Consider the following 24,167-nt stretch of genomic DNA (forward strand, 5'->3'; position numbering starts at 1 on the left):
AATGCTGTCAGTTTGCCGCTCATGCGAATTTTGATGGTCGAGGATGAGGCGGAGCTTGCGCGGCGCACGATCGCCAGCCTCGCGCGCGCGGGCATCACCGCCGAATGGCTCGCCAGTGCGGAGGATGCGGCCGGCTTTGCGGGCGACGGCTTCAACGCGCTGATCGTGGATCTCGGCCTGCCCGGAATGGGCGGGCTGGAACTGGTGCGGCTGCTCCGACGGCGCGGCGTGGCGACCCCCATCCTGATCCTGACGGCACGGGGCAGCTGGGAGGAGAAGGTGGAGGGCCTCAATGCGGGCGCAGACGATTTCCTGGTGAAGCCCGTTCGCGCGGAGGAGCTGATCGCCCGGCTCCACGCGCTGGCGCGCCGGGTAGCGGGCCATGTGGTGGCCCGGCTGGAGGAGGGGCAGCTCGCGCTGGACACCGAAACGGGCGAGGCCTGGCTGGCGGACGCGCCGGTCGAGCTGACGAAGAACGAATTCCGCCTCCTGCGCGCCTTCCTGCTGGAGCCCGGGCGCACGCTCTCGCGCGAGGCGATCCTCGATCGTCTCTATGCGCTGGAAACGGAGCGCGATCCGAATACGGTGGAGGTGCTGATCGGGCGCCTGCGCCGCAAGATCGGCCATGCGCGCGTCGCCACCATGCGCGGCTTCGGCTATCGGCTCATGCCGTGAGCGCCTCGCGCACCCAGAGCCTGCGCTTTCGCTTCGCGATCGCCTCGCTCCTCTGGATCGGCATCGGCACGCTGATCGCGGGCTTCGTCATCAGCGGGCTCTACCGACGCCACGTGACGCACACTTTCGTTGCCGATCTGACCAATCATCTGGACGAACTGACCAGCCTCACCACGGTTGGCGCGGGCGGCGCGCCGGCCATGAACCGGCCGCTTTCCGATCCCCGCTTCCAGGAATCGCGATCCGGCTTCTACTGGCAGATCGAACGGGACGGGCGGGCGGCGCTGACCTCCACCTCGCTCGCCGGCCATCATCTGCTGCCATCCCGCCCCGGCGAACAGGCCGAACCGACATGGACGCGCGATCATGGCGAATGGCTGCTGCGGATCGATCGGGCTGGTCAAGGCGGCCTGCGATACAGCATCACGGCGTCCGGCCGCGTGCTGGATGCCGAGCTGCACGCCTTCCGCACCGATCTGGCCATCTCGCTCGGCGCCTTCGCCGCGCTGATGCTGGCGGGCGCGATCCTCCAGGTACGTTATGGCTTGCGGCCGACGGAAAGGCTGGCCCTGTGGATCGACGATCTGCGCCGGGGCGAGCGCAGCCGCCTTCCGGAAGACGTACCGAGCGAATTCGAGGGGATCGTCCGCCGGCTGAACGAACTGATCGAGGCGCAGGCCGCGCTGGTGGCACGGGCGCGGGTGGAGGCGGGCAATCTCGGCCATAATCTGCGCACGCCGCTTGCCCTGGTGGCGGGCGAGGCGGAGCAACTCGCCAATGCGGGGCACGATCAGGCCGCGCATTTCATCCTCGATCAATGCGATCGGATGCAGCGCCAGATCGATTATCAGATGAAGCGCGCCGCCGCCGCCGGCGCGCGCGGGGCCGGCGCGGTCAGCGATCTGCGCGCCTTCGTCGATCCCATCGCGGAAGCGATGCGCCGCCTCCATGCCGGGCGCGCCATCGCGATCCACGTCGCGATCGGGGGGCGAATCGCGGTGCAGTGCGATCCCGGCGATCTCAGTGAGATGCTGTCCAACCTGATCGACAATGCGTGCAAATGGGCCGCCACGTCCGTTCGCGTCTCGGCGGCGACAGACCCGGCCGGAACGCACATCAGCGTGGAGGATGACGGCCCCGGAATCCCGCCCGCTGCACGCGGCAGGGTGCTCGATGTCGGCGTCAGGCTGGATGATACGCAGCCGGGCGCCGGGCTCGGCCTCGCCATCACGCGAGATCTCGCCCTGCTCTATGGTGGCGGGCTGAGCCTGCGGGATCGGGAGGAAGGCTCCGGCCTGCTGGCGTCGATTACGCTGCCGTCCTGAGCCGCGCGCGCGGGGACAACGCTCCGGGGCTCAGCAGGATTGGCCGGACAATTTCAGATCGCGTTCCAGCTTGGCCACGCGCTGGCGCAGATGGGTGAGCGCCGCCAGCTGCAATTCGCGCACCAGCCGAGGCCCTTCCGCCACGAGCCTGCCCTTGTCGAAACAGGCGGCTGCGCCGCGCGCCATCGCCTCCCGGCTCGCGGGCGTGCCGGGAGGGGTGGAGGAGGAGATCACGATCGACGGCGCCAGATGGGGCGCCTTCCGCTCGTCAAGAAAGCTCAGTCCGTCCATGCCGGGCAGGGCGAGGTCCAGCGTGATGACGTCGGGATCCTGCGACAGGATCAGGGCGCGCGCCTCCTCGATCGTCGCGGCGCTGCCCACCACGCGGCAGCGATCGCCGCGCTGGAGTATTTCCTCCAGCGTCGCCCGGATCGTGAGCGAATCGTCTACCACAAGCACACGCAACTTCGTCATGACGGCCTCTACCGGGGCCGTTTCGGCCCGAAAAATGGATCTAAAGGAACAAGGTGAATATCTCGTTGAGAGTTGAAACGAGATGCCTCGCGCCAACGGCCTTGCCGAACGATCGGGCGGCTCTAACGTTGCGCGCATGAAACCATGCCGCGCTTTCCTTCTGCCGCTCCTGCTGGCCGCCGCCGGCCCCGTCCACGCTCAGGGCGCCGCCGTCAGTTCCGCGCCGGAACTGGCCCGCATCGCCGACACGCTGAAGCCCGGCCAGTGGGTGTGGGCGCCGCAGGTTTCGCCGGCCGGGCCGCTGCTCGTCTATGTCGATCTCTCGCGCCAGCGCGCGACCGTCTATCGCAACGGCGTCCGCATCGCGGTTTCCACCATTTCATCGGGCAAGCCCGGCTATGAGACGCCGACGGGCGTATTCACGATCCTGCAGAAGGATGCCGATCACCGATCGAACAAATATAATAATGCGCCGATGTTCTATCAGCAGCGGCTGACGTGGGACGGGATCGCGCTCCATGCCGGCGGCCTGCCCGGCTATCCGGAAAGCCATGGCTGCGTCCATCTGCCGCTCGGCTTCGCCAAGGCTTTGTTCGGCATCACGAAGCTGGGAGCCACCGTGGTCGTGCAGGATGACAAGGCCGATCATGTCCGCTCCTCGCCCGCCGGCCTGATCCAGCCAATCCTGCCGACCGGCGCGCCAGCCGAACAGGCGCTGCTCGGCTCCGGCGAATATCGCTGGAAGCCGCAGCTTTCGCCCACCGGCCCGCTGACGATCATCGTCTCCAAGCAGGATCAGGCGGTGGTGGTGCTGCGCAACGGCAAGGAGATTGGCCGCAGCGTGGCGATCATCAAGGATGACGATCCCGGCAGCCACGTCATCAGCCTCACGACGGGCAAGGACGGCAAGCCGCGCTGGATCTATGTCGGCCTGCCGGGCCACGGCGAGGATGCCGGCCGCGAGCTGGACGAGGCGACAATCAACCGCGTGCGCATGCCCCGCGCCTTTTATAATGCGGTGAAGGCCGTGCTCGTGCCGGGCAGCACGATCCTCGTCACCCAATCCAGCGTCGGCGAGGATACGGGCCGCAAGATCACGATCATGGACGCGGTCGCACCGACGCCGTGAGTCGCCAACCCCGTTCGCGCTAAATCAGCGCGCCAATCCCACCTCCAGCACTTCGATCGCATCCTCGCGTCCGGCAAAGGCCAGCACGTCGCCTTCCGCCGCACCGATCAGCGCGCGGGCGAGCGGCGCATCCTGCGATACGGTGCCGTCGGCGCGATCCGCCTCGTCATAGCCGACGATCACGATCTCCTGTTCGCGCCCGTTCAGGCGGAAGCGCACGCGCGATCCGAACAGGGCTTCCTCGCTTTCGCGCGGGGAAACGATCTCGGCGGAGGCGAGCCGGCTGCGCCAGTAGCGCAGCTCGCGCGCAATGCCCTTGCGCGCATCCTCGTCCGCCTCCGCCTGCACGGCGGCCTCCAGCTTCGTCACCTGCGCCTCGATCAGGCGATAGCCGCGCTCGGTCACCGGATTGGCGCCGGGCGGGATGGGCAGCTCGAATTTCGGCTCCAGATGTTCCTCGTCGCTCTCGCGACGAAAGGCCACGCTCACTGAATCTCTCTCCTGACGATCATCATGCCCGAACGAGCAGATCGGCCACGCGCTCCATTTCGTCGCGGCTATTATAGATATGGGGCGAAAAGCGGATCAGCGCATCCCCTCCGGCGGCGGCCTGCGCGCAGGCGAGCCTGTGCTCCTTCCACAGCCTGGCCCGCATCGCGCCCACGTCCCGCCCCGGAAAGGCGACGGTGATGATCGCGCCGGACAGTGCCGGATCGCCGCTGCCGACCAGCTTCGCACCCTTCACGCCCGCCAGAATCCGCCGCATCTCCGCCGCCCGCGCGCGCGTCTCGCTCTCAATCCAGCCTTCGCCCAGCGCATCCAGCCGATCGAGCGCGGCCTCCACCGCCTCCAGCTTGGGATCGTCGCGCTGGCCCAATATCTCGTAGCGCTGCGCGGTTTCCATGTTGCGCGTGTCGGTGAGCCAGTAGCCGTGGCTCAGCATCGTCGGGTTGAGCGCGTCCTGCCGATCGCGCCGCACATGGAGCAGCCCCGCCTCCAGCGGCCCCATCATCCATTTGTGCGTGCTGCCCGCATAGGAATCGACGCCGAGTGCCGGCAGGTCGAGCCGCATCCAGCCGAAGGTCTGGGCGCCATCCACGTGCAGCCACGCGCCGGATTTCCGCGCCACCTCCGCGATCGCCGGGATCGGATAGAGCAGGCCGGTTACGTTGGTGACGTGGCTCAGGAAGATCGCCTTCGTGCGTGGGCTGGCGGCGCGCGCGAAATCATCCGCCACCGCCTGCGGCGACGTGGCCGCATGAGGCGTGGGCAGCACCTTGAGCGCCAGCCCCTCGCGCCGGGCGCGAAGCTTCCAGCTGTCCAGCGTCGACTGGTGATTATGCTCGGTCACGATCACTTCGTCCCCGGGCTTCAGGTCCAGCCCGAGCACCGCGACGGTATTGGCCTCGCTGCTGTTGCGCAGCAGCGCGATCTCCTCGGCCGTCACGCCCAGCCTCTTGCCCAGCCGTGCGCGCAGGCGATCGGCCGCGACCGGATATTTCTCGCGATATTCGCGCGAGGGATTGGCCTGGAACGCGCGCAACTCCTTTTCCTGCACGTCGATCACGCCGCGGAAGGTGGGCGCGATATTGGCCGCGTTGAAATAGAGCAGCCCGGGATCGAGCAGCAATTCGCCGCGCAGGCCCGCGCCCGGCGCGCGCCCGGCCGCCGCCGAAACCGCGGCAGGCGCCGCCGCCGCAGCCAGCGCCGCACCCCGCAACAGACCCCGGCGCGTGACGCCCGCGCCCATATCGTCCATTCCATCCGCCATCATCGCCCCCGCATTCGCCCGCGCAAAGGCTAGCAGCGCGAAATGGCGCGGAACATGGGGCTTTTTACGCCCCGGTGTTGTATCTTGATAATACGCCCGGCAATGCCAATATCCGCGCCATGAACCTGTTGTCCCTGCTCATCGGGCTGATCACATTGCCGGCGGCGCTGCTCGCCTTCCTGCCTTTTCTCGGCTGGATGTACTGGCTGATCGTGCCGGTCGCGCTGGTGGGCCTCGTGCTGGGGCTGCTGTCGAGCCACAATTCGGGGCGGCTGCTCAATCTGGCGGTGGTCCTCGTCGGGATCGTGCGCCTGTGGATGGGCTTCGGCATTTTCTGAGGCCGAAGCGGTGCCCGCCGCCGGCCGACCCGCATTCCGGCGGGGCCTGCCCTAAAAAAGTAAGCCCCCGGCGCCGAGGGGAGGGAGCGCCGGGGGCTAGGTCAGCCCGAAGGTGAGTTCAGGGCTTACCGAAGCAGGCTCAGAACGTTCTGAGAGCTCTGATTGGCCTGGGCCAGCATCGCGGTCGCGGCCTGCGAGAGGATCTGCGACTTGGCGAGGTTGGTCGTTTCCGCCGAGAAATCGGCGTCCTCGATCCGCGAACGGGCGTCCTGCAGGTTCGTCGACGAGGTGGTCAGGTTGTTGACGGTCACTTCCAGGCGGTTCTGGATCGCGCCGAGATCACCGCGCTTGGCCGAAACCGTGTCGAGCGCCTTGTCGATCATGGCGAGCGAGCGGGAGGCGCTGGCGGCGGTCGAGAGATCGACGCCCGTGCCTTCGTTGCCCGAACCACCCTGGTCGTTGAAGCCGATGTTGGCGCCACCGGTCACCTGGACCTGCTTGCCGTTGTCGGACGTCAGCGTCAGCGCCGTGCCGGCCGTATCCGCGCCGGCGATGACGCCGGTGTTGGCCGTCTGGGCGTTGATCAGGCCGATCGCACGGGTCACATAGGCCGCCGCCGTTTCACCGCCGGTGCCGGCGGCGATGTCGATCGTCGTGCCGTTGATCTTCAGGCTCGTCGCGGCAAGGTCGGTGCCGGTCAGCGTCGCGCCGGTGAAAGCCACGCCGTTCGAGGCATTCAGGCCGAGCTGCGACAGATCGGTGGCCGTGGCGCTGGCAACGGAGAGGGCAGAGCCGTCATTGTTGTTCAGCGAGACATAGCCGTGAACGTTGGTGTTCGTGCCGAACGCGCCGCCGGCCGTGCTGATGTCCGAGCCATCGGTGTTGGACAGCGTGATCGTGTTGTCGTCGTTCAGCTTGGCGGTGACGCCATAGGTGTCGGCGTTGTTGTTGATCGTCGACACAAGATCGGCGGCGCTCTGCGCACCGGCAATCGCCTTGCCGTTGATCGTGCCGCTGGCGATCGAGCCGGACAGCGCGGAGCTGCTCACGCTGTTGGTCGCCGTCGCGGTGACGCCCAGGGCGTTGTTGCTGTTGATCGCGTCGGCCAGATCCTTGGCCGTGCCCACCGTGGTCGCCGAGGCGAAGACGGCCGTGCCGTTGATCTGCAGGCCGGTCGTGATCGCGGTGCCGCCGCCGACGCGGCCCGTGACGAGCTGCGCACCGGCCAGGCCGAGCGTCGTGGTCGAAACCGAGCCCAGGCTGATCTGCACGGTGTCGCTGGCATTGGTGCCGGTCTGCAGCGTGACGGTCTTGTCCTTGCTGTCGAGCAGGCTGATGCCGTTGAAGTTCGTCGTCTTCGCGATGTCGTTGACCTGCGACAGGAGCTGCGAGGTCTCGTTCTGGAGCGCCGCACGTTCGGAGTCGCCCAGCGTGCCGTTGGCCGACTGGACAGCCAGTTCCTTCATGCGCTGCAGCATGTTGGTGACCTGGCCGAGCGCGCCTTCCGCCGTCTGGGCGAGGCTGATGCCGTCATTGGCGTTGCGGACCGCAACCGCCAGACCGCGGACCGTGGAGGTCATGCGGCTGGAGATGGCGAGGCCGGCGGCGTCGTCCTTGGCAGAGTTGATGCGCTTGCCAGTCGACAGGCGCTCCATGGCGGTTTGCGTCATGGACGAGGCGGCGTTCGAGCCAGCCTGCGCCCGGAGCGCCGCGATGTTGGTGTTGATCACAGTCACAGGTTGGTTCCTTTCCCCGCTTAATCCCAGGCGTCGGACAGGGGAGTGTCCTTGCCGCCTCGAAACCGGATAACGACCGTCGTCGCCGGGGCTTTAACCAGAATTTTTTCGGAGGGGTCTCGGGGGCGCCGGGAAGCACGGTTTCCGTCGCGCTCACGCACGGGCCGCGCATCGCGTGCCCGCATAACACGCGGGTGCCTTTAAGGATTTGATAGTTAATTCGGGTGTAACCAGCCTTCACGAGGGAGGAGATCCACCTCCCGAAATGGTTCACGAGGGCTTTGGCTGATGGTCGAGACAGGGTTGAGCGAGGGCGCGGGCCGGGCCAATCCGATGCTGGCGGCATGGCTGTCCGGCGTCGGATTGGCCGTGGTCCGCATCGACGCGGCGGCACCGGCTCCGCGCGATCAGATCCGCATCCTGGATGTTTCAGAACGTGCCCATGCCCGCCACCGTGACCTGATCGTCACGATCGCGGACGGCCAGCCTTCCTACAGGGCCGCCGCCAATGGCCGCCCCGCCGAGATCCAGTTCGGCATGACGGATGCCGCCTTCGGCCATGCGCTGATCGCCGAGCTGATCCGTCCGGCCGATCGCCCCGCCGCCGGCGAACCCGAAAGCGCCGCCTTCCTCACGCTGGCATCGCGCATCGCGAAGAGCGACGCGACCGTGCTCGTCCTTGGCGAAACGGGCACCGGCAAGGAGGGCATCGCCCGCTTCATCCATGCCTGCTCGAAGCGTGCCGATGGCCCGTTCGTGGCGGTCAATTGCGCCGCGCTGCCGGAAACCATGCTGGAAGCGATGCTGTTCGGCCATGCCAAGGGCAGCTTCACCGGCGCGGGCACCGCATCCGAGGGCCTGTTCCGCGCCGCCGAGGGCGGCACCCTGCTGCTGGACGAGGTGGCCGAACTGCCGCTGCCGCTGCAGGCCAAGCTGCTGCGCGCGCTCCAGGAGCGCGAGGTTCTGCCGGTGGGCGCGACCAGGCCGATCGCCGTCAATGTGCGCGTCGTCGCCGCCGCCAACCGCGAGCTGGCCGAGGAAGTCGCCGAGGGCCGCTTCCGCGCCGATCTCTACTGGCGTCTGAACGTGATGCCGCTGATGCTGAAACCGCTCTCGCAGCGCCGGCTCGACGTGCGCGCGATCACGGCCACGCTGATGCTGCGCCACATCGAGGAAGGCGAGGCTTTCCCCTGGCCCACCAACGCCGCGCTGGATCGCCTGATGGCGCATGGCTGGCCGGGCAATGTGCGCGAGCTGGAAAATGTCCTCCAGCGCGCGATGCTGCTGCGTCGTGGCGACCGTATCGAGGCCGATGATCTGGCGATCGAGGCCGGCACGCTGGCTGCCGCCGCGCAGGTCGTCCGCCCCGAGGCGCGCGAGCGGCGTTTCGCTCCCGCCACGTCGCGGAGCCCGGTCCGCCTGGCCGATGCCGCGCGCTCTTCCGAAGCCGCCGCGATCGAGGAAGCGCTGGAAGCATGCGGCGGCCATCGCCTGCGCGCGGCCGAGCGCCTCGGCATTTCCGAACGGACGCTGCGCTATCGCCTCGCCGATCTGCGCCGTCAGGCCGCCTGAGCTGAACGATGACGAGCATCACCCCATCCTCCCTGCTGGCCATGCGCAGCGCCATCCTCCAGCAGAACAGCGCGCTGCAGAAAGCCGCCGGCGCTGGCGGCGTCGGCGGCACCTCGCCGGTCGGCGGCATCGCCCCCACCACCGACTCCACCGGCTTCACCGGCGCGATGAAGAGCGCGCTGGAGCAGGTGAACGGCCTCCAGTCGAAGGCCGAGGCCGTCACCAATTCCTACGAGCGTGGCGAAACCACGGACATCGCCCAGGTCATGCTCTCCCGCGAGCATGCCTCGGTCGGCTTCCAGGCGACGCTGCAGGTCCGCAACAAACTTCTGTCCGCGTACAAGGACATCATGAGCATGCCGGTCTGATATGAGCGACGCAGCAACCCTCCCCGTCGCGGCCTCCGCCGCCAACCGCCTTCCGGCGGCGATCCCCGATGCCGGCAACGTGCTGGAGCGCATCCGCGGCTTCGCGCGCCAGCCCGCCGTGGCGAAGAGCCTGCCGATGGTGGGCATCCTCGGCGCGCTGGCGATCGCCTTCGCCGCCTGGATGACGTTCGCGACCGGCCCGCAGCGCGATCTGTTCGCCGGGCTGGGCGATGCGGACAAGGCCGCCGTCGCCGATCAGCTGACCAGCGGGGGGATCAAATATCAGATCGATCGCGGCACCGGCGCCGTCACCGTTTCCGAAAATGATTATTATCGTGCCAAGATGCTGCTGGCCCAGGCCGGCCTGCCCAAGAGCGCGCCCGACGGCGACAGCGTGATCTCGGCCCTGCCGATGGGCGCCAGCCGCGCAGTGGAAGGCGAGCGCCTGCGGGGCGCGCGCGAAATGGATCTGGCCCGCACGATCGAGGCGATCGACGCGGTCGACACCGCCAAGGTCCACCTCGCCGTGGAGCAGCCGAGCGTGTTCGTGCGCGATCAGTCACCGGCGGCCGCCTCCGTCATGCTGCGCCTTCGCCAGGGGCGCGCGCTTTCGGACGGCCAGGTGCAGGCGATCGTCAATCTCGTCGCGGCTTCCGTCCCGGGCCTGTCCCCGGATCATGTTTCGGTGGTCGATCAGGCCGGCCGGCTGCTGTCGCGCCAGGGCGGTGATGCCACCGGCGATCGCCAGCTGGAGCTGCAGCAGCGGACCGAGCAGCGCTATATCGATGCGATCACCAAGCTGCTGACGCCGCTGGTGGGCGCGGACGGCTTCACCGCCGAGGTCCACACCGATCTGGATTTCGCGGAGGTGCAGGCGACGCGCGAAAGCTATCCCAAGGACACGGCCGCGCTGAAGGCCGAGGCCGGCGGCTGGAACAAGGATCAGGCCGGCAACGGCCAGGCCGGCGGCATCCCCGGCGCGATCGCCAATCAGCCGCCGACGACCGCGCAGGTCACCGCCACGCCTCCGGGCCAGGTGCAGCCGCCCGCCGGCCAGGTGCCCGGCGCGCAGCCCGGCACCACCGCCGCGGCCGACATGGGCAAGACGAGCGAAACCTATAACCGCACGTTCGAGCTGGGCCGCGAAGTGTCCGTCACCCGCAATCCGGTCGGCACGATCAAGCGCCTGTCGGTCGCCGTCGCCCTGAAGCAGGGCGCCAAGCCCCGCAGCGTCGCCGAGCTGGCCCAGATCGAGCAGCTCGTGAAGGGTGCCGTCGGCTTCGATCAGCAGCGTGGCGACCAGTTCGCGCTTTCCAGCCGCGCCTTCGCCGACATCGCCGCCAACGACAATGCCGCGAAATGGTACGAGGCCTCGTGGGTTTCGATCGCCGCCCGCAACGGATCGGCGCTGCTGATCGCGCTGCTCGTCTTCTTCGGCATCGCCAAGCCGCTGATGAAGCGCGGCGGCAAGGCGGCGAAGGCGGGCGCGGCCGGCTCCGCCGGCACCATGCCGGGCATCGCCGGATCGCTGGACGCCACCACGCCGCCCAGCCCCGAAATCCAGCGCGAGATCGCGGCCGCGATCGCATCGGAGGCCGCCGCCGATCCCACCCGCCCGGTGACGCTCGACATGATCGAGGCCGCGCCCGGCTATACGGATCGTGCCGCGCTGATCCGCAACTTCGTCCGCCAGGATCCCGCGCGCGCCGCGCTGGTGGTTCGCGATCTCATCCGCGCCGACATGCCCGGCGCCGCGCAGAACGGATAAACCGCCATGGCCGAACCTCAGGGACCGCTCGCCTTCGGCACCGGCTCCGCCGCGTCGGGCGCCTCGGGCGTACCCACTCCCACCGGCAGCCAGGCCGCCGCGATCCTGCTGATGCTGCTTGGCGAGCAGGAAGCCGCCGAGGTGCTCGGCCGGCTCGATCCGCCCGAGGTGGAGCATCTCGGCGGCGCGATGTTCCACGTCACGGACGTGTCCGAGCGCGAGGTGAACGGCGTTCTCGACGAATTCGTGAACCGTGCCAAGACGCGCACCACGATCGGCTATGCCGCAGATCAGCAGATCAAGGGCATGATGGAGCGCGCGCTCGGCCCCGAGCGCGCCGGCACGATCCTCGATCGCATCACGCCGCCCACGCGCGGACCCAGCCTCGATGCGCTGAAGTGGATGGATCCGATGACCATTGCGCTGCTGATCGAGAATGAGCATCCGCAGCTGATCGCCGTCGTGCTCGCCCATCTCGAGCCGCCGATCGCGGCCGACGTGCTCCAGCAGATGCCGGAGGATCTCCAGCCGCAGCTCATCCACCGCGTCGCTACGCTGGGGCCGATCAGCTCGGAAGCGTTGCAGGATGTGGAGCGCCTGCTGCTCCGCCCGGTTTCGCAGCCCAAGTCCGGCGCCGCCACCCGCCGCGGCGGCACCAGCGAGGCCGCGCAGATCGTCAACAACAGCCGCAAGGCCGCCGAGAGCCGCATCCTCAAGGCGCTGCAGAAGCTCGACAAGAATCTCGCCCGCACGATCGAGGACGAGATGTTCGTCTTCGACAATCTCATGTCGCTTGACGACAAGAGCCTCGGCACGCTGCTGCGCACCGTGGAGAGCGACGTGCTGGTCGTCTCGCTCAAGGGCGCGAGCGAGGCGCTCAAGGCCAAGATGTTCGGCTGCATGTCCAGCCGCGCGGCCCAGTCGATCCAGGATTCGATCGCGGATCGCGGCCCGATGCGTCTGGCGGAGGTGCAGGAAGCGCAGAAGGAAATGCTCTCCATCGCCCGCCGCCTCGCCAGCGAAGGCACGATCAATCTTGGCGGCAAGGACGACGATTATGTCTGATATGTCGGGCTTTCTCGCCAATAACAGCGCCTTTGCCGATGCGCCGGCCGTGCCGGTATGGACGCGTCCCGCGCCGAGGCGCTTCACCGCCACGCCCTCCGGCAATGGCGGTTCGGGCTTCTCCGCCTGGGCCAGCGAGCCGAGCCCGCCCCAGCCGGAAGGCCCGGCCGACGCCATCGATGACAGCGAGGCGCAGCGCGCCGAGGCCTATGCTCAGGGCTTTGACGAGGGGCATCGCACCGCGCTCGCCGCGCTGGAAACCGAGCATGCGGCGTTCGATCGCCTCGCTGCCGCGCTGGCCGGCGTCGGCGCGGAGCCGCCCGCCGATCTCGCCCGCCTGCTTTCCGAAACCGTCTCGCGGCTCGTCCGCCAGGTGGTGGGCGAAGCCGCCGCGATCGACACCGATCTGCTGGCCGAGCGCACCAATACCGTCGCCGCCATGATCGCGGAGGATGGCGCCCCGGCCAGGCTGCGGCTCAATCCGGCCGATGTTGCCCGCATCGAAGGGTTGCGCCCCGATCTGAAGCTCGTCGCCGATCCCACGATCGCCGAAGGCTCGGTCGTCGCCGAAACCGCCACCGGCTGGATCGAGGATGGCCCCGCCATCCGCATGGAAAAACTGCGCACCCTGCTGGATGCGATGAGCAGCCGCCGCTGACCGAAAGCGCGCGGCGGCCTGTGACTGGTGCCCGAGGACAGGTGCGATATATGCCGATCCTCGGGTTGGACCGAGTAGCGGCCTGCACCCCAGTTGCGAAACTGAGGGAGTCTTTATCCAGCCCCAAATACCAGTCATACAAGCGGCGCACGGAAGGGGCGAGCCATGGACGACGCTGTTATCGATCGCTCCAAAAGACGCGGGTTTTTGGCCCGAATAGGGATCGTGGCGTTAAACCTGATAACCCCTGGCCTCGGCCTTATTCGTTTGAACGACTGGCGGACGGGCGTACCGCTGCTATTCGCTCCATTCGTCGTCGTTATCCTGTTCGTGTTCGGTCAGGGAAATTTCCCCATCGTCGGATATTTTAGCGCGACGATCGCACTTGTTCTGACTTTTATCTCGCTAGCGGCACTCTACCTCATACCTATCACCCTGACTTGGACCAGAAGCAGGGTACGAGCACCTCTAAAGTGGTGGTCTCATTGGTATTCGATCCTGGCCATCGCAGTTTCTGTTCTTCTTCTGATGCAATTCATGCCACCGCTAATGCAGAACTTCTATAAGGGCTATTATCTACCGTCCGATAGCATGGCTCCAACCGCCGCAAAGAATGACAAAGTTATAGCTGATATGCGGTGGCGGGGGCCGCTGAGACGCGGAGAGGTTGTTCTCTTTAGGGGACCAGACGGTGTTCGGATAAGTCGCATCGCTGCGATCGAAGGGGATCGGATTGCCATGCGGAACGGCGTGCCGATCGTGAATGGACAGCCCGCAACACGGACCCCGCATGGATCAAAGATATTCAGAGGTTATGGAGTAGAGAAGCCCGTTTTAATATTGATCGAGCGCTTGCCGGGAGAGACTTACCCGCACGATATATTCGACGCCGGCACCTTCGAATTCGATAATATGGAGCAGACTCTTGTTCCTGAGGATCATTTTTTTGTATTGGGTGACAATAGAGATTTTTCGGCTGATAGTCGTGTCCCCCGATCATTGGGTGGAGTCGGCATGGTGCCTCTGAATGCTCTCGTTGGCAGGGCCATGTACATCTACTGGAGCGACGATCACGATAAAATCGGAACTCGGTTCGATCATTAGCAGCTTGCCCGGTTACCCCAATCGGGCTTTCCAAGATGCAACAGCGGCCCGAAAGCCGCCGTCGCTTAACCACCAACAGCCGCCATATCGGAGCGGCCAGCCTCCCGGGCTTAATCCGCCTTAACCCTCTTTTTAAGGATTTGCCGTCAGAAGCGGATCCGCATGCACAGCTCCACCGCCCCTTCCGGCCCCGCCCCCGCCAGCATCGCCGCGCGCGCGGCCCAGATTCTGGAAAGCCTGGACATCGGCCATATGAGCCCGCGCCGCATCGGCCGGCTCGCTTCCTATGACGGGCTGATGCTGGAGGCGACCGGCTTTCAGGAACCGGTGGGCTCCAATGCCCGCGTGATCGATGCGGATGGCCGCGCCGCGCTGGCCGAGGTGGTCGGCTTTCGCGGCGATCGCACGCTGCTGATGGCGCTGGACGCCGATGCGCCCCATTCGGCCGGCGCGCGCGTGGAGCCCGATCGGCGCGGCACCACGGTGGATGTGGGCGAGGGCCTGCTCGGCCGCGTGGTGGATGCGCTCGGCAATCCGCTCGACGGGCTCGGCCCGATCGTCACCAAGGGCCGCTGGCCGCTCGCCGGCACGCGCGCCAACCCGCTGGATCGCGCGCGCGTGACCGAGCCGTTCGATACCGGCGTGCGCGCGATCAACGCCTTGCTCACGGCGGGCGTGGGCCAGCGCATCGCGATCGTCGCGGGCTCCGGCGTCGGCAAATCGGTGCTGATGGGGCAGATCCTCGCCGGGGCGGAGGCCGACGTGATCGTGGTGGGCCTGGTCGGCGAGCGCAGCCGCGAAGTCTCCGACTTTCTCGAAACCAAGCTCGGCGGCGATGTGCGCGCCAAGACGGCGGTTGTCGCCGTGCCCGCCGATCATCCGCCGATCCTGCGCCTGCGCGCCGCGATGCGCGCCACCGCCATCGCCGAATATTTCCGCGATCAGGGCAAGCGCGTGCTGCTGCTGATCGATTCGCTCACGCGCGTCGCCCATGCCCAGCGCGAGATCGGCCTGTCGCTGGGCGAGCCGCCCACGATGAAGGGCTATCCGCCTTCCGCGCTCGGCCTGATCCCGCGCCTGTGCGAGCGCGCCGGCGCCGATTCGCGCACCGGCGGATCGATCACCGCGCTCTATACCGTGCTGGCGGATGGCGACGACACCACCGACGATCCGATCGTGGATACGGCGCGCGCCATCGTGGACGGGCATATCGTGCTCGCGCGCAGCCTGGCCGAACAGGGCGTCTTCCCCGCCATCCATGTCGGCAAATCCCTGTCGCGCGTCATGTCCGACATTACCGGCCCGGAGCAGCAGGATGCGGCGCGCACGCTGCGCCGCCTGTGGTCCACCTATGATGAGAATCGCGATCTCATCCTGATGGGCGCCTATCGCCAGGGTTCCGATCCGATGATCGATGCCGCGATCGCGCACATGCCGGTCATCCTCGATTTCGTGCGCCAGGGGCAGAAAGAACTCGTTTCGCTTAACGACTCGGTTACCACATTGATCGCAAACTTCGGCTCATGAAGTCCCTAGCCGCTCAACGCGCCCGAATCGCCCGCGTCCGCCGGGTCCAGCATCTCCAGGCAGTCGGCGCCGCCGCGCAGGCCGAGAGCAAGCTCGTGCAGCTCGAAGGCAATGCCGATCGGCTGCAAACCCTGCGCGCCAGCCTCTCGGGCGAAGCGGGGATCACCAGCGGCGCCGCGCTTGGCAATGCGCGCGAACTGGCGATGCGGCTGGATGACGTGCGCCACGGCCTCAGCAAGGCGATCGGTTCGGCGAAGGAAGCCGTGGAACTGCGCTCGCAGGAGCGGATCGGCGCCCACATCGCACGCGAAAGCGCCGAGCGGCTGCAGGTCCGCGCCGTCGCGGAAATGCACAAGATGATCGAGGAGCGGATGGCGGCGTCCTTCCGCCCGCGTCGCAAGGAAGCCGGGAATGACTGATATCGCGACCCTTTCGATCGCGCCCCCCACGGCCGCACCCGCCACGCCCGGCACCAGCACGTCGCCGGCCGCGGGCTCCACAGCGGCGTCCGCCGATGGCGCGCCCGATCCGTTCGCGGCCCTGCTTGCCTCGCTCGCCCCCGCGACCGATCCGGCGACCGCCACCCCGGACACGACCACGCCGCCGATTCCGGTGCCAGTCGCCATCGCCGGCACGCCCGCCACGAAGACGCCCGCGCCTGCGACACCGGCCGCGCCGGAAACCCTGCCCGTTCTGGAGCAGGACGGCGAAGAGACGGGCGATGCGCCGAAGGACGATGGTTCGGATGATGCGGAGGGCAAGGATGATCCGCAGCTGGCCATGATGCTGGCGCTCGCGCCGCCGCCTCCGGCCGTGGCCGTGCCGGTTGCGACGGCAGCGCCGGCGACGACCACCACCGCGACGGCAGCCGTCGATCCCACCACAACAGGTGCGCGCGCGATCGGCACGGCCACGAAGGGCATGCCGGCGGACGCCGCGACGGCCGAGGCGGACAGCCAGCCCGCCGCCGATTCCTCGACGCAGGCCCGTTCCACCCGCTTTGCCGGCATCGCCGCGCGCCTTTTCGCGGGCGTCGCCCCGGCCGCGACCGCAGAAGGGAACCAGACGGCGGCAGCGGCCGCCAAGGCCGGCACAACCGACACCGCCAAGGCGGCCCCCTCGGCAGCCGACCAGCAAGTGCTGGCCGCGATCCGCAACGCCGTATCGCGCGATGCGCAGGCCCCCACCCACGCCGCCTCCACCGCTTCGGTCGCGGAAGCGACAGTCGCTACCGCCGATCGATCGAAGGATCCGCTCACGGCCACCCCGGATCCGGCGGCCGCGCTTTTCTCCCCCTCCGTCCAGACGACCGGCGCGACGCAGGATGCCGGCGCCGCCGGCCCCGCCGCGCCCGCAACGGATGCGGCCGTCACGCGCGAGCTTTCGGTCGCGCAGGATGGCCAGTGGCTGGATACGCTGGCGCGCGATATCGCCGCGACGGCCGGCAAGGATGGCTCGCTCAGTTTCCGCCTCGATCCGCACCATCTGGGCAGCCTCACCGTCCATATCGCGCACAGCGCCGACGGTGCCTCGATCCGCCTGAGCGCCGATACGGAGGCCGGCCGCGCGATGCTGCAGGATGCCCAGCCGCGACTCGCCGCCGAAGCGCGCGCGCAGGGGCTCACCCTGCGGGAAACGAGCGTGGACCTCGGCGGCTCCGGCGCGGGTTCGTCGGGCCAGCAGGGGGGCGCGTCCTCCTTTTCCAGCCTCGCGCAAGGGCAATCGCAGCGCGATCCATCCCGCGATCAGACATTTGTTAACCTTAATCCCGCAGAAGCGGATGAGACGGCGCCGGCCAGCCAGGCCGGCAGCCGATCCGATCTTTATGCGTAGGGAATGTAAGGCATGAGCGACGCCCCCGCCGATCCGAAGCCCAAGAAGAAGGGCGGACTGGTCAAGAAGCTGGTGATGTTCGGCGTGCTGCCGCTCGTGCTGGTGGGCGGCGGCGCGGGCGCGGGCCTGTGGGCTGCCGGCAAATCCGGCGGCGGCGCGCATGAGAAGAAGGAAGATCCGAATCGCCCAAAGCTGATGCTGAAGAGCGAGGACGGCCATTCCGAAGGCGGCGGCGAGGGCGGCGGCCACGGTGAGGGCGGCGGCGAGAAGAGCAATATCTCCGGCGGCGGCGGCACGCCCGATACCGGCCCGGAACCGGCCAATCCCGATCCCTCGCAATATCAGGCGACCTATTATGCGATGGAGCAGCCGTTCACGTCGAACCTGGCGGATACGGACGGTTTCCTGCAGGTGGGCATCGGCGTCTCCACCTTCTACGACATGAAGGTGGTCAACAATCTCAAGGCGGCCGACATGCCGGTGCGCTCGGCGATCCTGCAGGTGCTGGGCCAGCAGCATGCCGAGGCGCTCAGCACGCCGCAGGGCAAATCGGAACTGCGCAAGCAGCTGCGCGATTCGATCAACCAGACGCTGAAACAGAATGAGGGCTTTGGCGGTGTCGCCGACGTCTTCTTCACGAGCTTCATCATCCAATGACCGACGCCGCCGGCGATCCTTTCTCGTCGATGGGCAGCGCGGACATCCTCTCGGAAGGGACGGACGAAGCGCCGCGCCACGGCCCCGAGGTGCGCGCTTTCGCGCTGGGCAGCGACAGTTTCCGCCCGGCCGAGCGCCTGAGCGGCCTTGAGCGGATGGGCGAGAAGATCGCCCGCTCGCTGCGCACCGTGATCGAGCCTTTCGTCCAGGTGCGCACGCAGGTTTCCGTCGTGCCACTCACGACGCGCGCCTTCGACGATTGGCTGGAAGCGCAGCCCAACCTCATCAGCCTCAGCCATTACCGGCTGCAGCCGATGAAGGGCGGCATGCTGATCGCCGTGCCCGCCGATTTCGTCGCCGCGCTGATCGAGCGTTTCTATGGCGGGCATAGCGGCCCGCAGCCAAACGCCAGCAAGCGGATGGAATTTTCCGCAAGCGAGGAATTGCTGCTCGCCCGCCTGCTGGAAAAGGTCTCCGGCCTCCTCGTCGAGGCATGGCGCGATATCATGCCGGTCGAGGCGATGCTGGCCCAGCGCGAGACGAGCCGCTTTCATATCCGCTTCGTGCGCCCCGACGATCAGGTGGTCGTCCAGAATTTCACGATCACGCCGACGGAAGGCCAGCCGGCCACGATCACCGTCCTCTATCCGCTCGCCATGCTGCGGCCGATCGAGGAGCAGATGTCGAAGCGCGTGCATGACGAGGCGCCCTCGGGCAACACGGCCTGGCGCTCGATGCTCGCCGCCTCGCTCGCGGAAGTGCAATTGCCTGTGCGCAGCATCCTCGCCCGGCCGGAAATCTCGGTCGCGCAGCTGATGACGCTGAAGCCGGGCGACGTGATCCCGATCCAGATATTGCCGCGTACCCCCCTGCTGATCGCCAACCGCACCGTCGCGGAAGGGCAGATCGGCGAACAGGATGGGCGCGCCGCTATGCTAGTCGAAAGAGTAGGTTGAATGATGAGCGACATGATGGAAGCCCCGACGATGAGCTCGGAATCGGCGCTCGCCGGCCGTAACTATCGGCTGCTGGCGGATATTCCGCTGCGCCTGTCGGTCGAGGTGGGCTCCACCAGCCTGAAGCTGGCTGAGCTGATGGATCTGGCGGAAGGCTCCGTGGTGGAGCTGGATCGCGCCGCCAACGAATTGCTGGACATCCTCGTCAACGGCACGCTCGTCGCGCGCGGCGAGGTGGTGACTGTGGGTGGCAAGTTCGGCATAAGGGTCGTCGATGTCGTGGCCGCCGAGGCGCGACTGGGAGGACTCGAACGCCGGAAATGATGCTGGAATACCTGGCCCGGCTGTTATTGCTGGTGCCTCTGGTGGGCGGCCTCGCCTTCCTTTCGCTGTGGCTCTACCGCCGCTTCCAGCCGGGCCTGGCCTTCGGCCAGCGCGAGCGCGCCATCCGCATCGTGGATGCGATGCCGATGGGGCCGCTGAGCCGGCTCGCCGTCGTGGAATTCGCGGGCAAACGCTATCTCCTCGCCGTCTCGCGCGGGCGGGTCGACAAGATCGCCGAGACCGACGCCCCCACCTTCGTGGTGCCGGATGGCGAGTAACGTGCCGGAGTGGGCTCTCCGCTCCGCCGTTCGTGCCGAGCGCCTCGAAGCGCCGGCACCCGGTGCAACGCTGGCAACCCGCTCTTCCACGTCGCCCGCAAGACGCGGAGCGCTCAAGGCCGGGCTTCTTCTGGCACTCGCCTTTTTCCTTGCGCTGATCCTCGCCCATCCGGCGCTGGCGCAGGCCGCGCCCGGCATCACCCCGCCCGCGCCGCCCCCCAATCCCTCGGGTGGCCTCGATCGCGCCATGCGCACGATCGGCGGCACCGGCCAGCCGCTGTCGCTCAGCCTGCAGATCCTGCTGCTGATGAGCCTGCTGACGGTGCTGCCGTCGCTGGTGCTGATGATGACGAGCTTCACGCGCATCATCATCGTCCTCTCGATCCTGCGGCAGGCGCTGGGCCTGCAACAGACGCCGCCCAATCAGGTGCTGGTCGGCCTCGCCCTCTTCCTCTCGATGTTCGTGATGCGCCCCGCGATCGATCAGATCACGCAGAGCGCCTATCGCCCCTATGGCGCGGGCCAGATCCCGATCGAGGAGGCGATCGCGCGATCGGGCAACGTGCTGCATGGCTTCATGATCAAGCAGACGCGCCAGACGGATCTCAAGCTCTTCGCGGACATGGGCAAGGCGCCCAAGTTCAACCGGCCCGAAGAAGTGCCCTTCTCGATCCTGCTGCCAGCCTTCGTCACCTCCGAACTGAAGACCGCCTTCCAGATCGGCTTCCTGATCTTCCTGCCCTTCCTCATCATCGATCTCGTCGTCGCCTCCACGCTGATGGCGCTCGGCATGATGATGCTCTCGCCCTCGATCATCTCGATGCCGTTCAAGCTGCTGCTGTTCGTGCTGGTCGATGGCTGGGCGCTGACGATGGGCAGCCTCGCCGCGAGTTTCCAGACGTGAACGTGCGGCCCGGGTGCGTGCGCGGGCATGCCGCGCCCTTCGCGAACGGGAGAGGCTGATGGAGCCCGCATCGCCCGATTATTTCATCGGCGTCGCGCAGCAGGCGCTGTGGATCCTCGCGCTGGCCGCCTCGCCGATCCTGATTCCGGCGCTGGCGGCGGGCCTGATCCTCGGCATGATCCAGGCCGCCACCTCGATCAACGAGCAGACCTTGTCCTTCGTCCCCAAGCTCATCATCGTCGGCATCGCGCTCGCGCTGTTTGGCGGCGCGATCCTCTATCTGATCGCGGATTTCACGCGCGATATCTTCGCCCGCATCCCCGATCTGGTGCGATGAGGCGCGCCTGCGCGGCCGTGCCCCCGCGCATGCGGGCGCCCCGCTTCCCCGGCGATCCGCCCGCGGCCCCACGCTCCCGCGCCGGCCGGGGCATGGCCGGCTGATGTTCCCGCAGGGCTTCGAACATGTCGAGGATCAGCTCTGGCTCTGGCTGGTGGCGATGATCCGGCCGGGTGCGGCCTTCTTCGCCGCGCCCATCTTCGGCATGGCCTCGGTGCCGGTGCAGCTTCGCCTCGTCGTCAGCCTCGCCGTCGGCATGGCCGGGCTGATGGCGGTTCCGTTCCAGCTGCCGCCGGACGGGGTCACCTCGGTCGCAGGCGTCGTGCTGGTGATCGGGGAGGTGATGGCGGGCCTCGCACTCGGCTTCGCCGTGCAGATCGGCTTTTCGTCGGCGCTGCTGGCGGGCGAGACGATCGGCAACACGATGGGCCTCGGCTTCGCGCAGATGATCGATCCGCATTCGGGATCGGGCAGCCCCGCGCTCGGCCAGTTCCTCTCGATCGTCGCCACCTTCCTGTTCCTGTCGATCGGCGGCCATCTCAGCCTCGCGACGATCATCGTGGACAGCTATCGCGCGCTGCCCGTGGGCGCGGCCATGCCCGCGTCGGAAAGCCTGCGCGGGCTCGTCATGTTCGGGGGCGATCTGTTCGCGGCCGGCCTCTCGATCGCGCTGCCCGTGGGCTTCGCGCTGATCCTGGTGCAGATCGTGATGGGGATGCTCTCGCGCTCGGCACCCGCGATGAACCTGTTCGCGGTCGGCCTGCCCGCCACCCTCCTTGCCGGCCTCGTGCTGATGGCGATCGCGGCTCCCAGCATGGGCGACGGCATCATCGCCTCGATCAATGCCGGGCTGGACGAAGCGCGCAGGATCGCCGGCGGGAAATAGCCGGCGGCGCGTCGCGCCAATGCGGCGAGGCCAAGGCGCGCGGGCACAAAAAAGGGAGCGACCCGAAAGCCGCTCCCTCCTCTGTCTCGCGCAGGCGTTCAGGCGTCGACGGTGGCTGTTTCCGCCTTGGGCTTGCGGGGCGCGCGCGGGCGGCGGGGGCGGGGTGCCTCCACCTCGCCGGCCTCGCCCTGATCGGCGGCGACAGGCGCGGCCGGGATGGTGGCGAAGCCGGCCGGCAGGCGATCCACCTCGATCCGCTCGGAAGGCTCTGCCTCGCCCGCTTCGGCGCGCGGTGCCTGGCCGGTGCGCGGCGCACGCTCACGGCGCGGGCGGCGCTCGCCGCGCGGCGCTGCATCCTCGGCCACGGCGGCGGGCTGATCGTTGCCCTCGGCGGCGCGTTCGCCACGCGGCTCGGCGCGCTGCTCGTTGCGCTCCTGGCGCTCGAAGCGACGCGGACGATCCTGCTGGCGCTGGCGCTCATCCTGGCGCGGACGTTCATCCTCGCCGTCATTCCAGCCATTCTGGCCCTCGGCGCGCTGGTCGAAGCCGTTCTGGCCTTCCTGCTCGTCGTCGCCATCCTGGAAATCGTCGCGGAAATTCTCGTGGCGCGCCTGCTGCGGGCGCTGCTCCTCGAAGCGGCTGCGGCTTTCCGCCAGCACGCGGAAATAATGATCCGCGAACTGCAGATAATATTCGGTGTTCACGCGGTCGCCGGCCATCTGGGCGTCGCGCGCAAGGCTCTTATACTTTTCGAGAAGCTGGGCGGCATTGCCGCGCGCGCGATTATCGATACGATTCCCGCGATCCTGGCTGCCCGGCTGACCATTGCGCGCCTGCTGACCGCCACGGCCGCGCCTGCGGCCGTTCTGACGATTATTCATCAACTTCGCCTGATCCTTCAGTCACTGGTGGTCGTTACCACTCCCATTCCGGGCCCTTCCCGGAAGATCGGTTCCGGGCATCCCGCCCGGAATAACAGCCCAAGCCCAGGCCGATGGCGTGCGAACGGCACACCATGGTCACTCACACTGCCGAGACGCCGAAGGGACGGCCTAGCCTGGAGGTTTGGGGTTGGGGAAAGCTGCGCTTCACGCTGCTGGCTCACCCATGTCCTGCCCGCCCATGTAATGGCTCACCGCCCTCTCCACAAGGGGAAACAGGGTTAACGAAGCGTAAGAAATCGTGATTTGCCGCAATGCGACGCGATTGTTTCAGCGCGTGACGACAAGGGCACGATTCCGCCCTTCCAGATCGCGGCGAACGGCCACCGCGAAGCCGGCATCGCGAAACAGGCGGGCGGCCGATTCGCCCTGCCCGATGCCGATCTCGATTACGGCGACGCCGCCTTCCGCGAAATCCAGCAACGGCGCGATCGCGCGATAATCGTCCAGCCCGTCCGCACCCGCCCACAAGGCGCCGGCCGGCTCATAATCCGTCACGCCCGCGGGCAACGCCTCGTCCGTGCCGATATAGGGGGGGTTGCACAGGACGAGATCGGCCCGCGCATCGCCCCGCCATCCGCCCTCCACGAAATGCGCGCGTCCGGAAAAGCCCAGCGCCGCCGCATTGGCCCGTGCCACCGCCAGCGCGGGCGCGGAGATATCGACGCCGACGCCCGTCGCCTCCGGCCATTCGGCAAGCGCCGCGAGCAGCAGCGCGCCCGATCCCGTGCCCAGATCCAGGATACGGGCCGGCGGCGCGCGGCCGGCGAAATGATCGATCGCCGCCTCGATCAGCGTCTCGCTGTCCGGCCGGGGGATCAGCACGTCGGGCGTCACCGCCAGGCTGATCGTCCAGAAATCACGCCGGCCGGTGATATAGGCCACGGGCTCCCGCGCCGCCCGCCGCGCCACATAGCCGGCGAACGCATCGGGCGCCGCGCCACCGCGATCGCCCAGCAGCAGCCCGCCGCGATCGATGCCCAGCGCATGGGCCATCAGCAGCTCGGCATCCAGCCGCGCGGTGGGGCTGATCCCGGAAAGCCGCGCGGCCGCATCCCGCAGCGCGCCGTCGACAGTCATCAGCGGCCGCCCCTCGCCAGGGCTCGTCACCGTGCTCGTCACTATCCGCGTCACCGCCCGCCCTGGGCCTGCCGCGCGGCGCGCTGGCGGCGTTTCCAGTCCCCCCAGGCGTTATAATCCCGAAGCGCGCAGCCCGTGCCGGCGCCGATGCCGACCGCGCCGCACGATCCGAAGCCACCGTCGCCCGTGCCGTCCAGCGCCTCCTGCGTGGTCTTCAGCTTCGGCTCCGCATCGGCGTAGCGCGGATCCAGTTTGGGCAGGCGATAGGATTCGGCGATGCCGCGATCCCTGGAGCAGACGACGATTTCCTCCCCCTTATTGTCCGGGCAGTTGCGGATCGCCTCCACGATCTTCTGGCGCACCTCCGCGCCCGCCGCCGCGATCGGCTCGGTCGGCGGATCCGCCATCGCCAGCGCGAGGATCAGCAGGAGTGGCATGATTCCGACGTCATACCCCCAAAT

The 24,167-nt window shown here is 67.9% G+C and carries 26 protein-coding genes and 2 pseudogenes; 20 read left to right on the forward strand and 8 right to left on the reverse strand.

Features of this window, described 5'->3' with window-relative positions; genetic code table 11:
• The first annotated feature begins 33 nt into the window (after positions 1-33).
• Together DI605_RS00525 and DI605_RS00530 are read left to right on the forward strand one after the other, a co-directional pair.
• Positions 34-675: a response regulator transcription factor gene (locus tag DI605_RS00525; protein WP_293967777.1), complete on the forward strand. Its 642-nt coding sequence runs from the start codon at positions 34-36 to the stop codon at positions 673-675.
• A complete protein-coding gene (locus DI605_RS00530) occupies positions 672-2,000 on the forward strand; it encodes a HAMP domain-containing sensor histidine kinase (RefSeq protein WP_293967780.1) in 1,329 nt (442 codons plus the stop codon). The genes DI605_RS00525 and DI605_RS00530 overlap by 4 nt, the downstream gene beginning before the upstream one ends.
• A gap of 30 nt (positions 2,001-2,030) precedes the next feature.
• On the opposite strand, the gene DI605_RS00535 is transcribed toward DI605_RS00530, so the two are convergent.
• Complete coding sequence (locus DI605_RS00535; RefSeq protein ID WP_293967782.1) at positions 2,031-2,474, reverse strand: response regulator; 444 nt, start codon at positions 2,472-2,474, stop codon at positions 2,031-2,033.
• A 136-nt stretch (positions 2,475-2,610) separates the two neighbouring features.
• Here DI605_RS00535 and DI605_RS00540 point away from each other — a divergent pair, with 136 nt between their 5' ends.
• On the forward strand, positions 2,611-3,603 hold the full coding sequence (locus DI605_RS00540; protein ID WP_293968840.1) for a L,D-transpeptidase: 993 nt from the start codon (positions 2,611-2,613) through the stop codon (positions 3,601-3,603).
• A gap of 24 nt (positions 3,604-3,627) precedes the next feature.
• Here DI605_RS00540 and DI605_RS00545 read toward each other — a convergent pair whose 3' ends face one another.
• Both DI605_RS00545 and DI605_RS00550 read right to left on the reverse strand, forming a co-directional pair.
• Positions 3,628-4,092: a GreA/GreB family elongation factor gene (locus DI605_RS00545; RefSeq protein WP_293967784.1), complete on the reverse strand. Its 465-nt coding sequence runs from the start codon at positions 4,090-4,092 to the stop codon at positions 3,628-3,630.
• Positions 4,093-4,114: 22 nt separating this feature from the next.
• Positions 4,115-5,377 (reverse strand): aminotransferase class V-fold PLP-dependent enzyme, encoded by a 1,263-nt coding sequence (locus tag DI605_RS00550; RefSeq protein WP_293967787.1) that lies wholly within the window; start codon positions 5,375-5,377, stop codon positions 4,115-4,117.
• A 71-nt stretch (positions 5,378-5,448) separates the two neighbouring features.
• Between DI605_RS00550 and DI605_RS00555 the strand changes: the two genes are divergently transcribed.
• Positions 5,449-5,712 (forward strand): hypothetical protein, encoded by a 264-nt coding sequence (locus DI605_RS00555; RefSeq protein WP_367120012.1) that lies wholly within the window; start codon positions 5,449-5,451, stop codon positions 5,710-5,712.
• 125 nt (positions 5,713-5,837) lie between these two features.
• Here the strand turns inward: DI605_RS00555 and DI605_RS00560 are convergent.
• Positions 5,838-6,101: pseudogene (locus DI605_RS00560) on the reverse strand (flagellin); the annotation flags it as partial.
• A 942-nt stretch (positions 6,102-7,043) separates the two neighbouring features.
• Positions 7,044-7,448, reverse strand: a pseudogene (locus DI605_RS00565) (flagellin protein FlaA); the annotation flags it as partial.
• A gap of 333 nt (positions 7,449-7,781) precedes the next feature.
• On the opposite strand from DI605_RS00565, the gene DI605_RS00570 reads away from it, so the two are divergent.
• From DI605_RS00570 to fliR, 16 genes are all read left to right on the forward strand, one after another.
• Complete coding sequence (locus tag DI605_RS00570) at positions 7,782-9,020, forward strand: sigma 54-interacting transcriptional regulator (protein WP_293968844.1); 1,239 nt, start codon at positions 7,782-7,784, stop codon at positions 9,018-9,020.
• A gap of 8 nt (positions 9,021-9,028) precedes the next feature.
• Entirely contained in the window at positions 9,029-9,388 is a 360-nt protein-coding gene (gene fliE / locus DI605_RS00575) for a flagellar hook-basal body complex protein FliE (protein WP_293967789.1), read from the forward strand.
• Between the two features lies 1 nt (position 9,389).
• A complete protein-coding gene (gene fliF / locus DI605_RS00580; RefSeq protein WP_293967792.1) occupies positions 9,390-11,156 on the forward strand; it encodes a flagellar basal-body MS-ring/collar protein FliF in 1,767 nt (588 codons plus the stop codon).
• 6 nt (positions 11,157-11,162) lie between these two features.
• On the forward strand, positions 11,163-12,221 hold the full coding sequence (gene fliG / locus DI605_RS00585; protein ID WP_293967794.1) for a flagellar motor switch protein FliG: 1,059 nt from the start codon (positions 11,163-11,165) through the stop codon (positions 12,219-12,221).
• Positions 12,214-12,879 (forward strand): FliH/SctL family protein, encoded by a 666-nt coding sequence (locus tag DI605_RS00590; protein ID WP_293967796.1) that lies wholly within the window; start codon positions 12,214-12,216, stop codon positions 12,877-12,879. Before fliG ends, DI605_RS00590 begins: the two co-directional genes overlap by 8 nt.
• Positions 12,880-13,044: 165 nt before the next feature.
• Complete coding sequence (gene lepB / locus DI605_RS00595) at positions 13,045-13,983, forward strand: signal peptidase I (RefSeq protein WP_293967799.1); 939 nt, start codon at positions 13,045-13,047, stop codon at positions 13,981-13,983.
• A gap of 252 nt (positions 13,984-14,235) precedes the next feature.
• Positions 14,236-15,510, forward strand: coding sequence for a FliI/YscN family ATPase (locus tag DI605_RS00600; RefSeq protein ID WP_293968846.1), 1,275 nt, complete (start codon positions 14,236-14,238; stop codon positions 15,508-15,510).
• Positions 15,507-15,929, forward strand: a complete 423-nt coding sequence (locus tag DI605_RS00605; RefSeq protein WP_293967801.1) for a hypothetical protein — start codon at positions 15,507-15,509, stop codon at positions 15,927-15,929. The genes DI605_RS00600 and DI605_RS00605 overlap by 4 nt, the downstream gene beginning before the upstream one ends.
• The gene (locus tag DI605_RS00610) at positions 15,922-17,343 is read left to right on the forward strand and encodes a flagellar hook-length control protein FliK (RefSeq protein WP_293967804.1); all 1,422 of its coding nucleotides are present in this window, start codon (positions 15,922-15,924) and stop codon (positions 17,341-17,343) included. Before DI605_RS00605 ends, DI605_RS00610 begins: the two co-directional genes overlap by 8 nt.
• 12 nt (positions 17,344-17,355) lie before the next feature.
• Positions 17,356-18,000 carry a flagellar basal body-associated protein FliL gene (gene fliL / locus DI605_RS00615; protein ID WP_293967807.1) on the forward strand — a complete coding sequence of 215 codons (645 nt, stop codon included), beginning with the start codon at positions 17,356-17,358 and terminating at the stop codon, positions 17,998-18,000.
• Positions 17,997-18,956, forward strand: coding sequence for a flagellar motor switch protein FliM (locus tag DI605_RS00620; RefSeq protein WP_293967810.1), 960 nt, complete (start codon positions 17,997-17,999; stop codon positions 18,954-18,956). Before fliL ends, DI605_RS00620 begins: the two co-directional genes overlap by 4 nt.
• 3 nt (positions 18,957-18,959) lie before the next feature.
• On the forward strand, positions 18,960-19,280 hold the full coding sequence (fliN, locus tag DI605_RS00625) for a flagellar motor switch protein FliN (protein ID WP_293967813.1): 321 nt from the start codon (positions 18,960-18,962) through the stop codon (positions 19,278-19,280).
• Positions 19,277-19,558 carry a flagellar biosynthetic protein FliO gene (locus DI605_RS00630; protein ID WP_293967815.1) on the forward strand — a complete coding sequence of 94 codons (282 nt, stop codon included), beginning with the start codon at positions 19,277-19,279 and terminating at the stop codon, positions 19,556-19,558. Before fliN ends, DI605_RS00630 begins: the two co-directional genes overlap by 4 nt.
• A 130-nt stretch (positions 19,559-19,688) precedes the next feature.
• Positions 19,689-20,462: a flagellar type III secretion system pore protein FliP gene (fliP, locus tag DI605_RS00635; RefSeq protein ID WP_293968848.1), complete on the forward strand. Its 774-nt coding sequence runs from the start codon at positions 19,689-19,691 to the stop codon at positions 20,460-20,462.
• A 58-nt stretch (positions 20,463-20,520) separates the two neighbouring features.
• Positions 20,521-20,799 carry a flagellar biosynthesis protein FliQ gene (gene fliQ / locus DI605_RS00640; protein WP_293967818.1) on the forward strand — a complete coding sequence of 93 codons (279 nt, stop codon included), beginning with the start codon at positions 20,521-20,523 and terminating at the stop codon, positions 20,797-20,799.
• 103 nt (positions 20,800-20,902) lie between these two features.
• Positions 20,903-21,685, forward strand: coding sequence for a flagellar biosynthetic protein FliR (gene fliR / locus DI605_RS00645; protein ID WP_293967820.1), 783 nt, complete (start codon positions 20,903-20,905; stop codon positions 21,683-21,685).
• 98 nt (positions 21,686-21,783) lie between these two features.
• On the opposite strand, the gene DI605_RS00650 is transcribed toward fliR, so the two are convergent.
• From DI605_RS00650 to DI605_RS00660, 3 genes are all read right to left on the reverse strand, one after another.
• Positions 21,784-22,566: a DUF4167 domain-containing protein gene (locus DI605_RS00650; RefSeq protein WP_367120013.1), complete on the reverse strand. Its 783-nt coding sequence runs from the start codon at positions 22,564-22,566 to the stop codon at positions 21,784-21,786.
• A 330-nt stretch (positions 22,567-22,896) separates the two neighbouring features.
• The gene (gene prmC, locus DI605_RS00655; RefSeq protein WP_293968850.1) at positions 22,897-23,706 is read right to left on the reverse strand and encodes a peptide chain release factor N(5)-glutamine methyltransferase; all 810 of its coding nucleotides are present in this window, start codon (positions 23,704-23,706) and stop codon (positions 22,897-22,899) included.
• Positions 23,707-23,756: 50 nt separating this feature from the next.
• A complete protein-coding gene (locus DI605_RS00660; RefSeq protein ID WP_293967825.1) occupies positions 23,757-24,143 on the reverse strand; it encodes a hypothetical protein in 387 nt (128 codons plus the stop codon).
• Positions 24,144-24,167: the final 24 nt, after the last annotated feature.

Source organism: Sphingomonas sp. (assembly GCF_003248515.1).
Lineage (GTDB): Bacteria > Pseudomonadota > Alphaproteobacteria > Sphingomonadales > Sphingomonadaceae > Sphingomonas_I.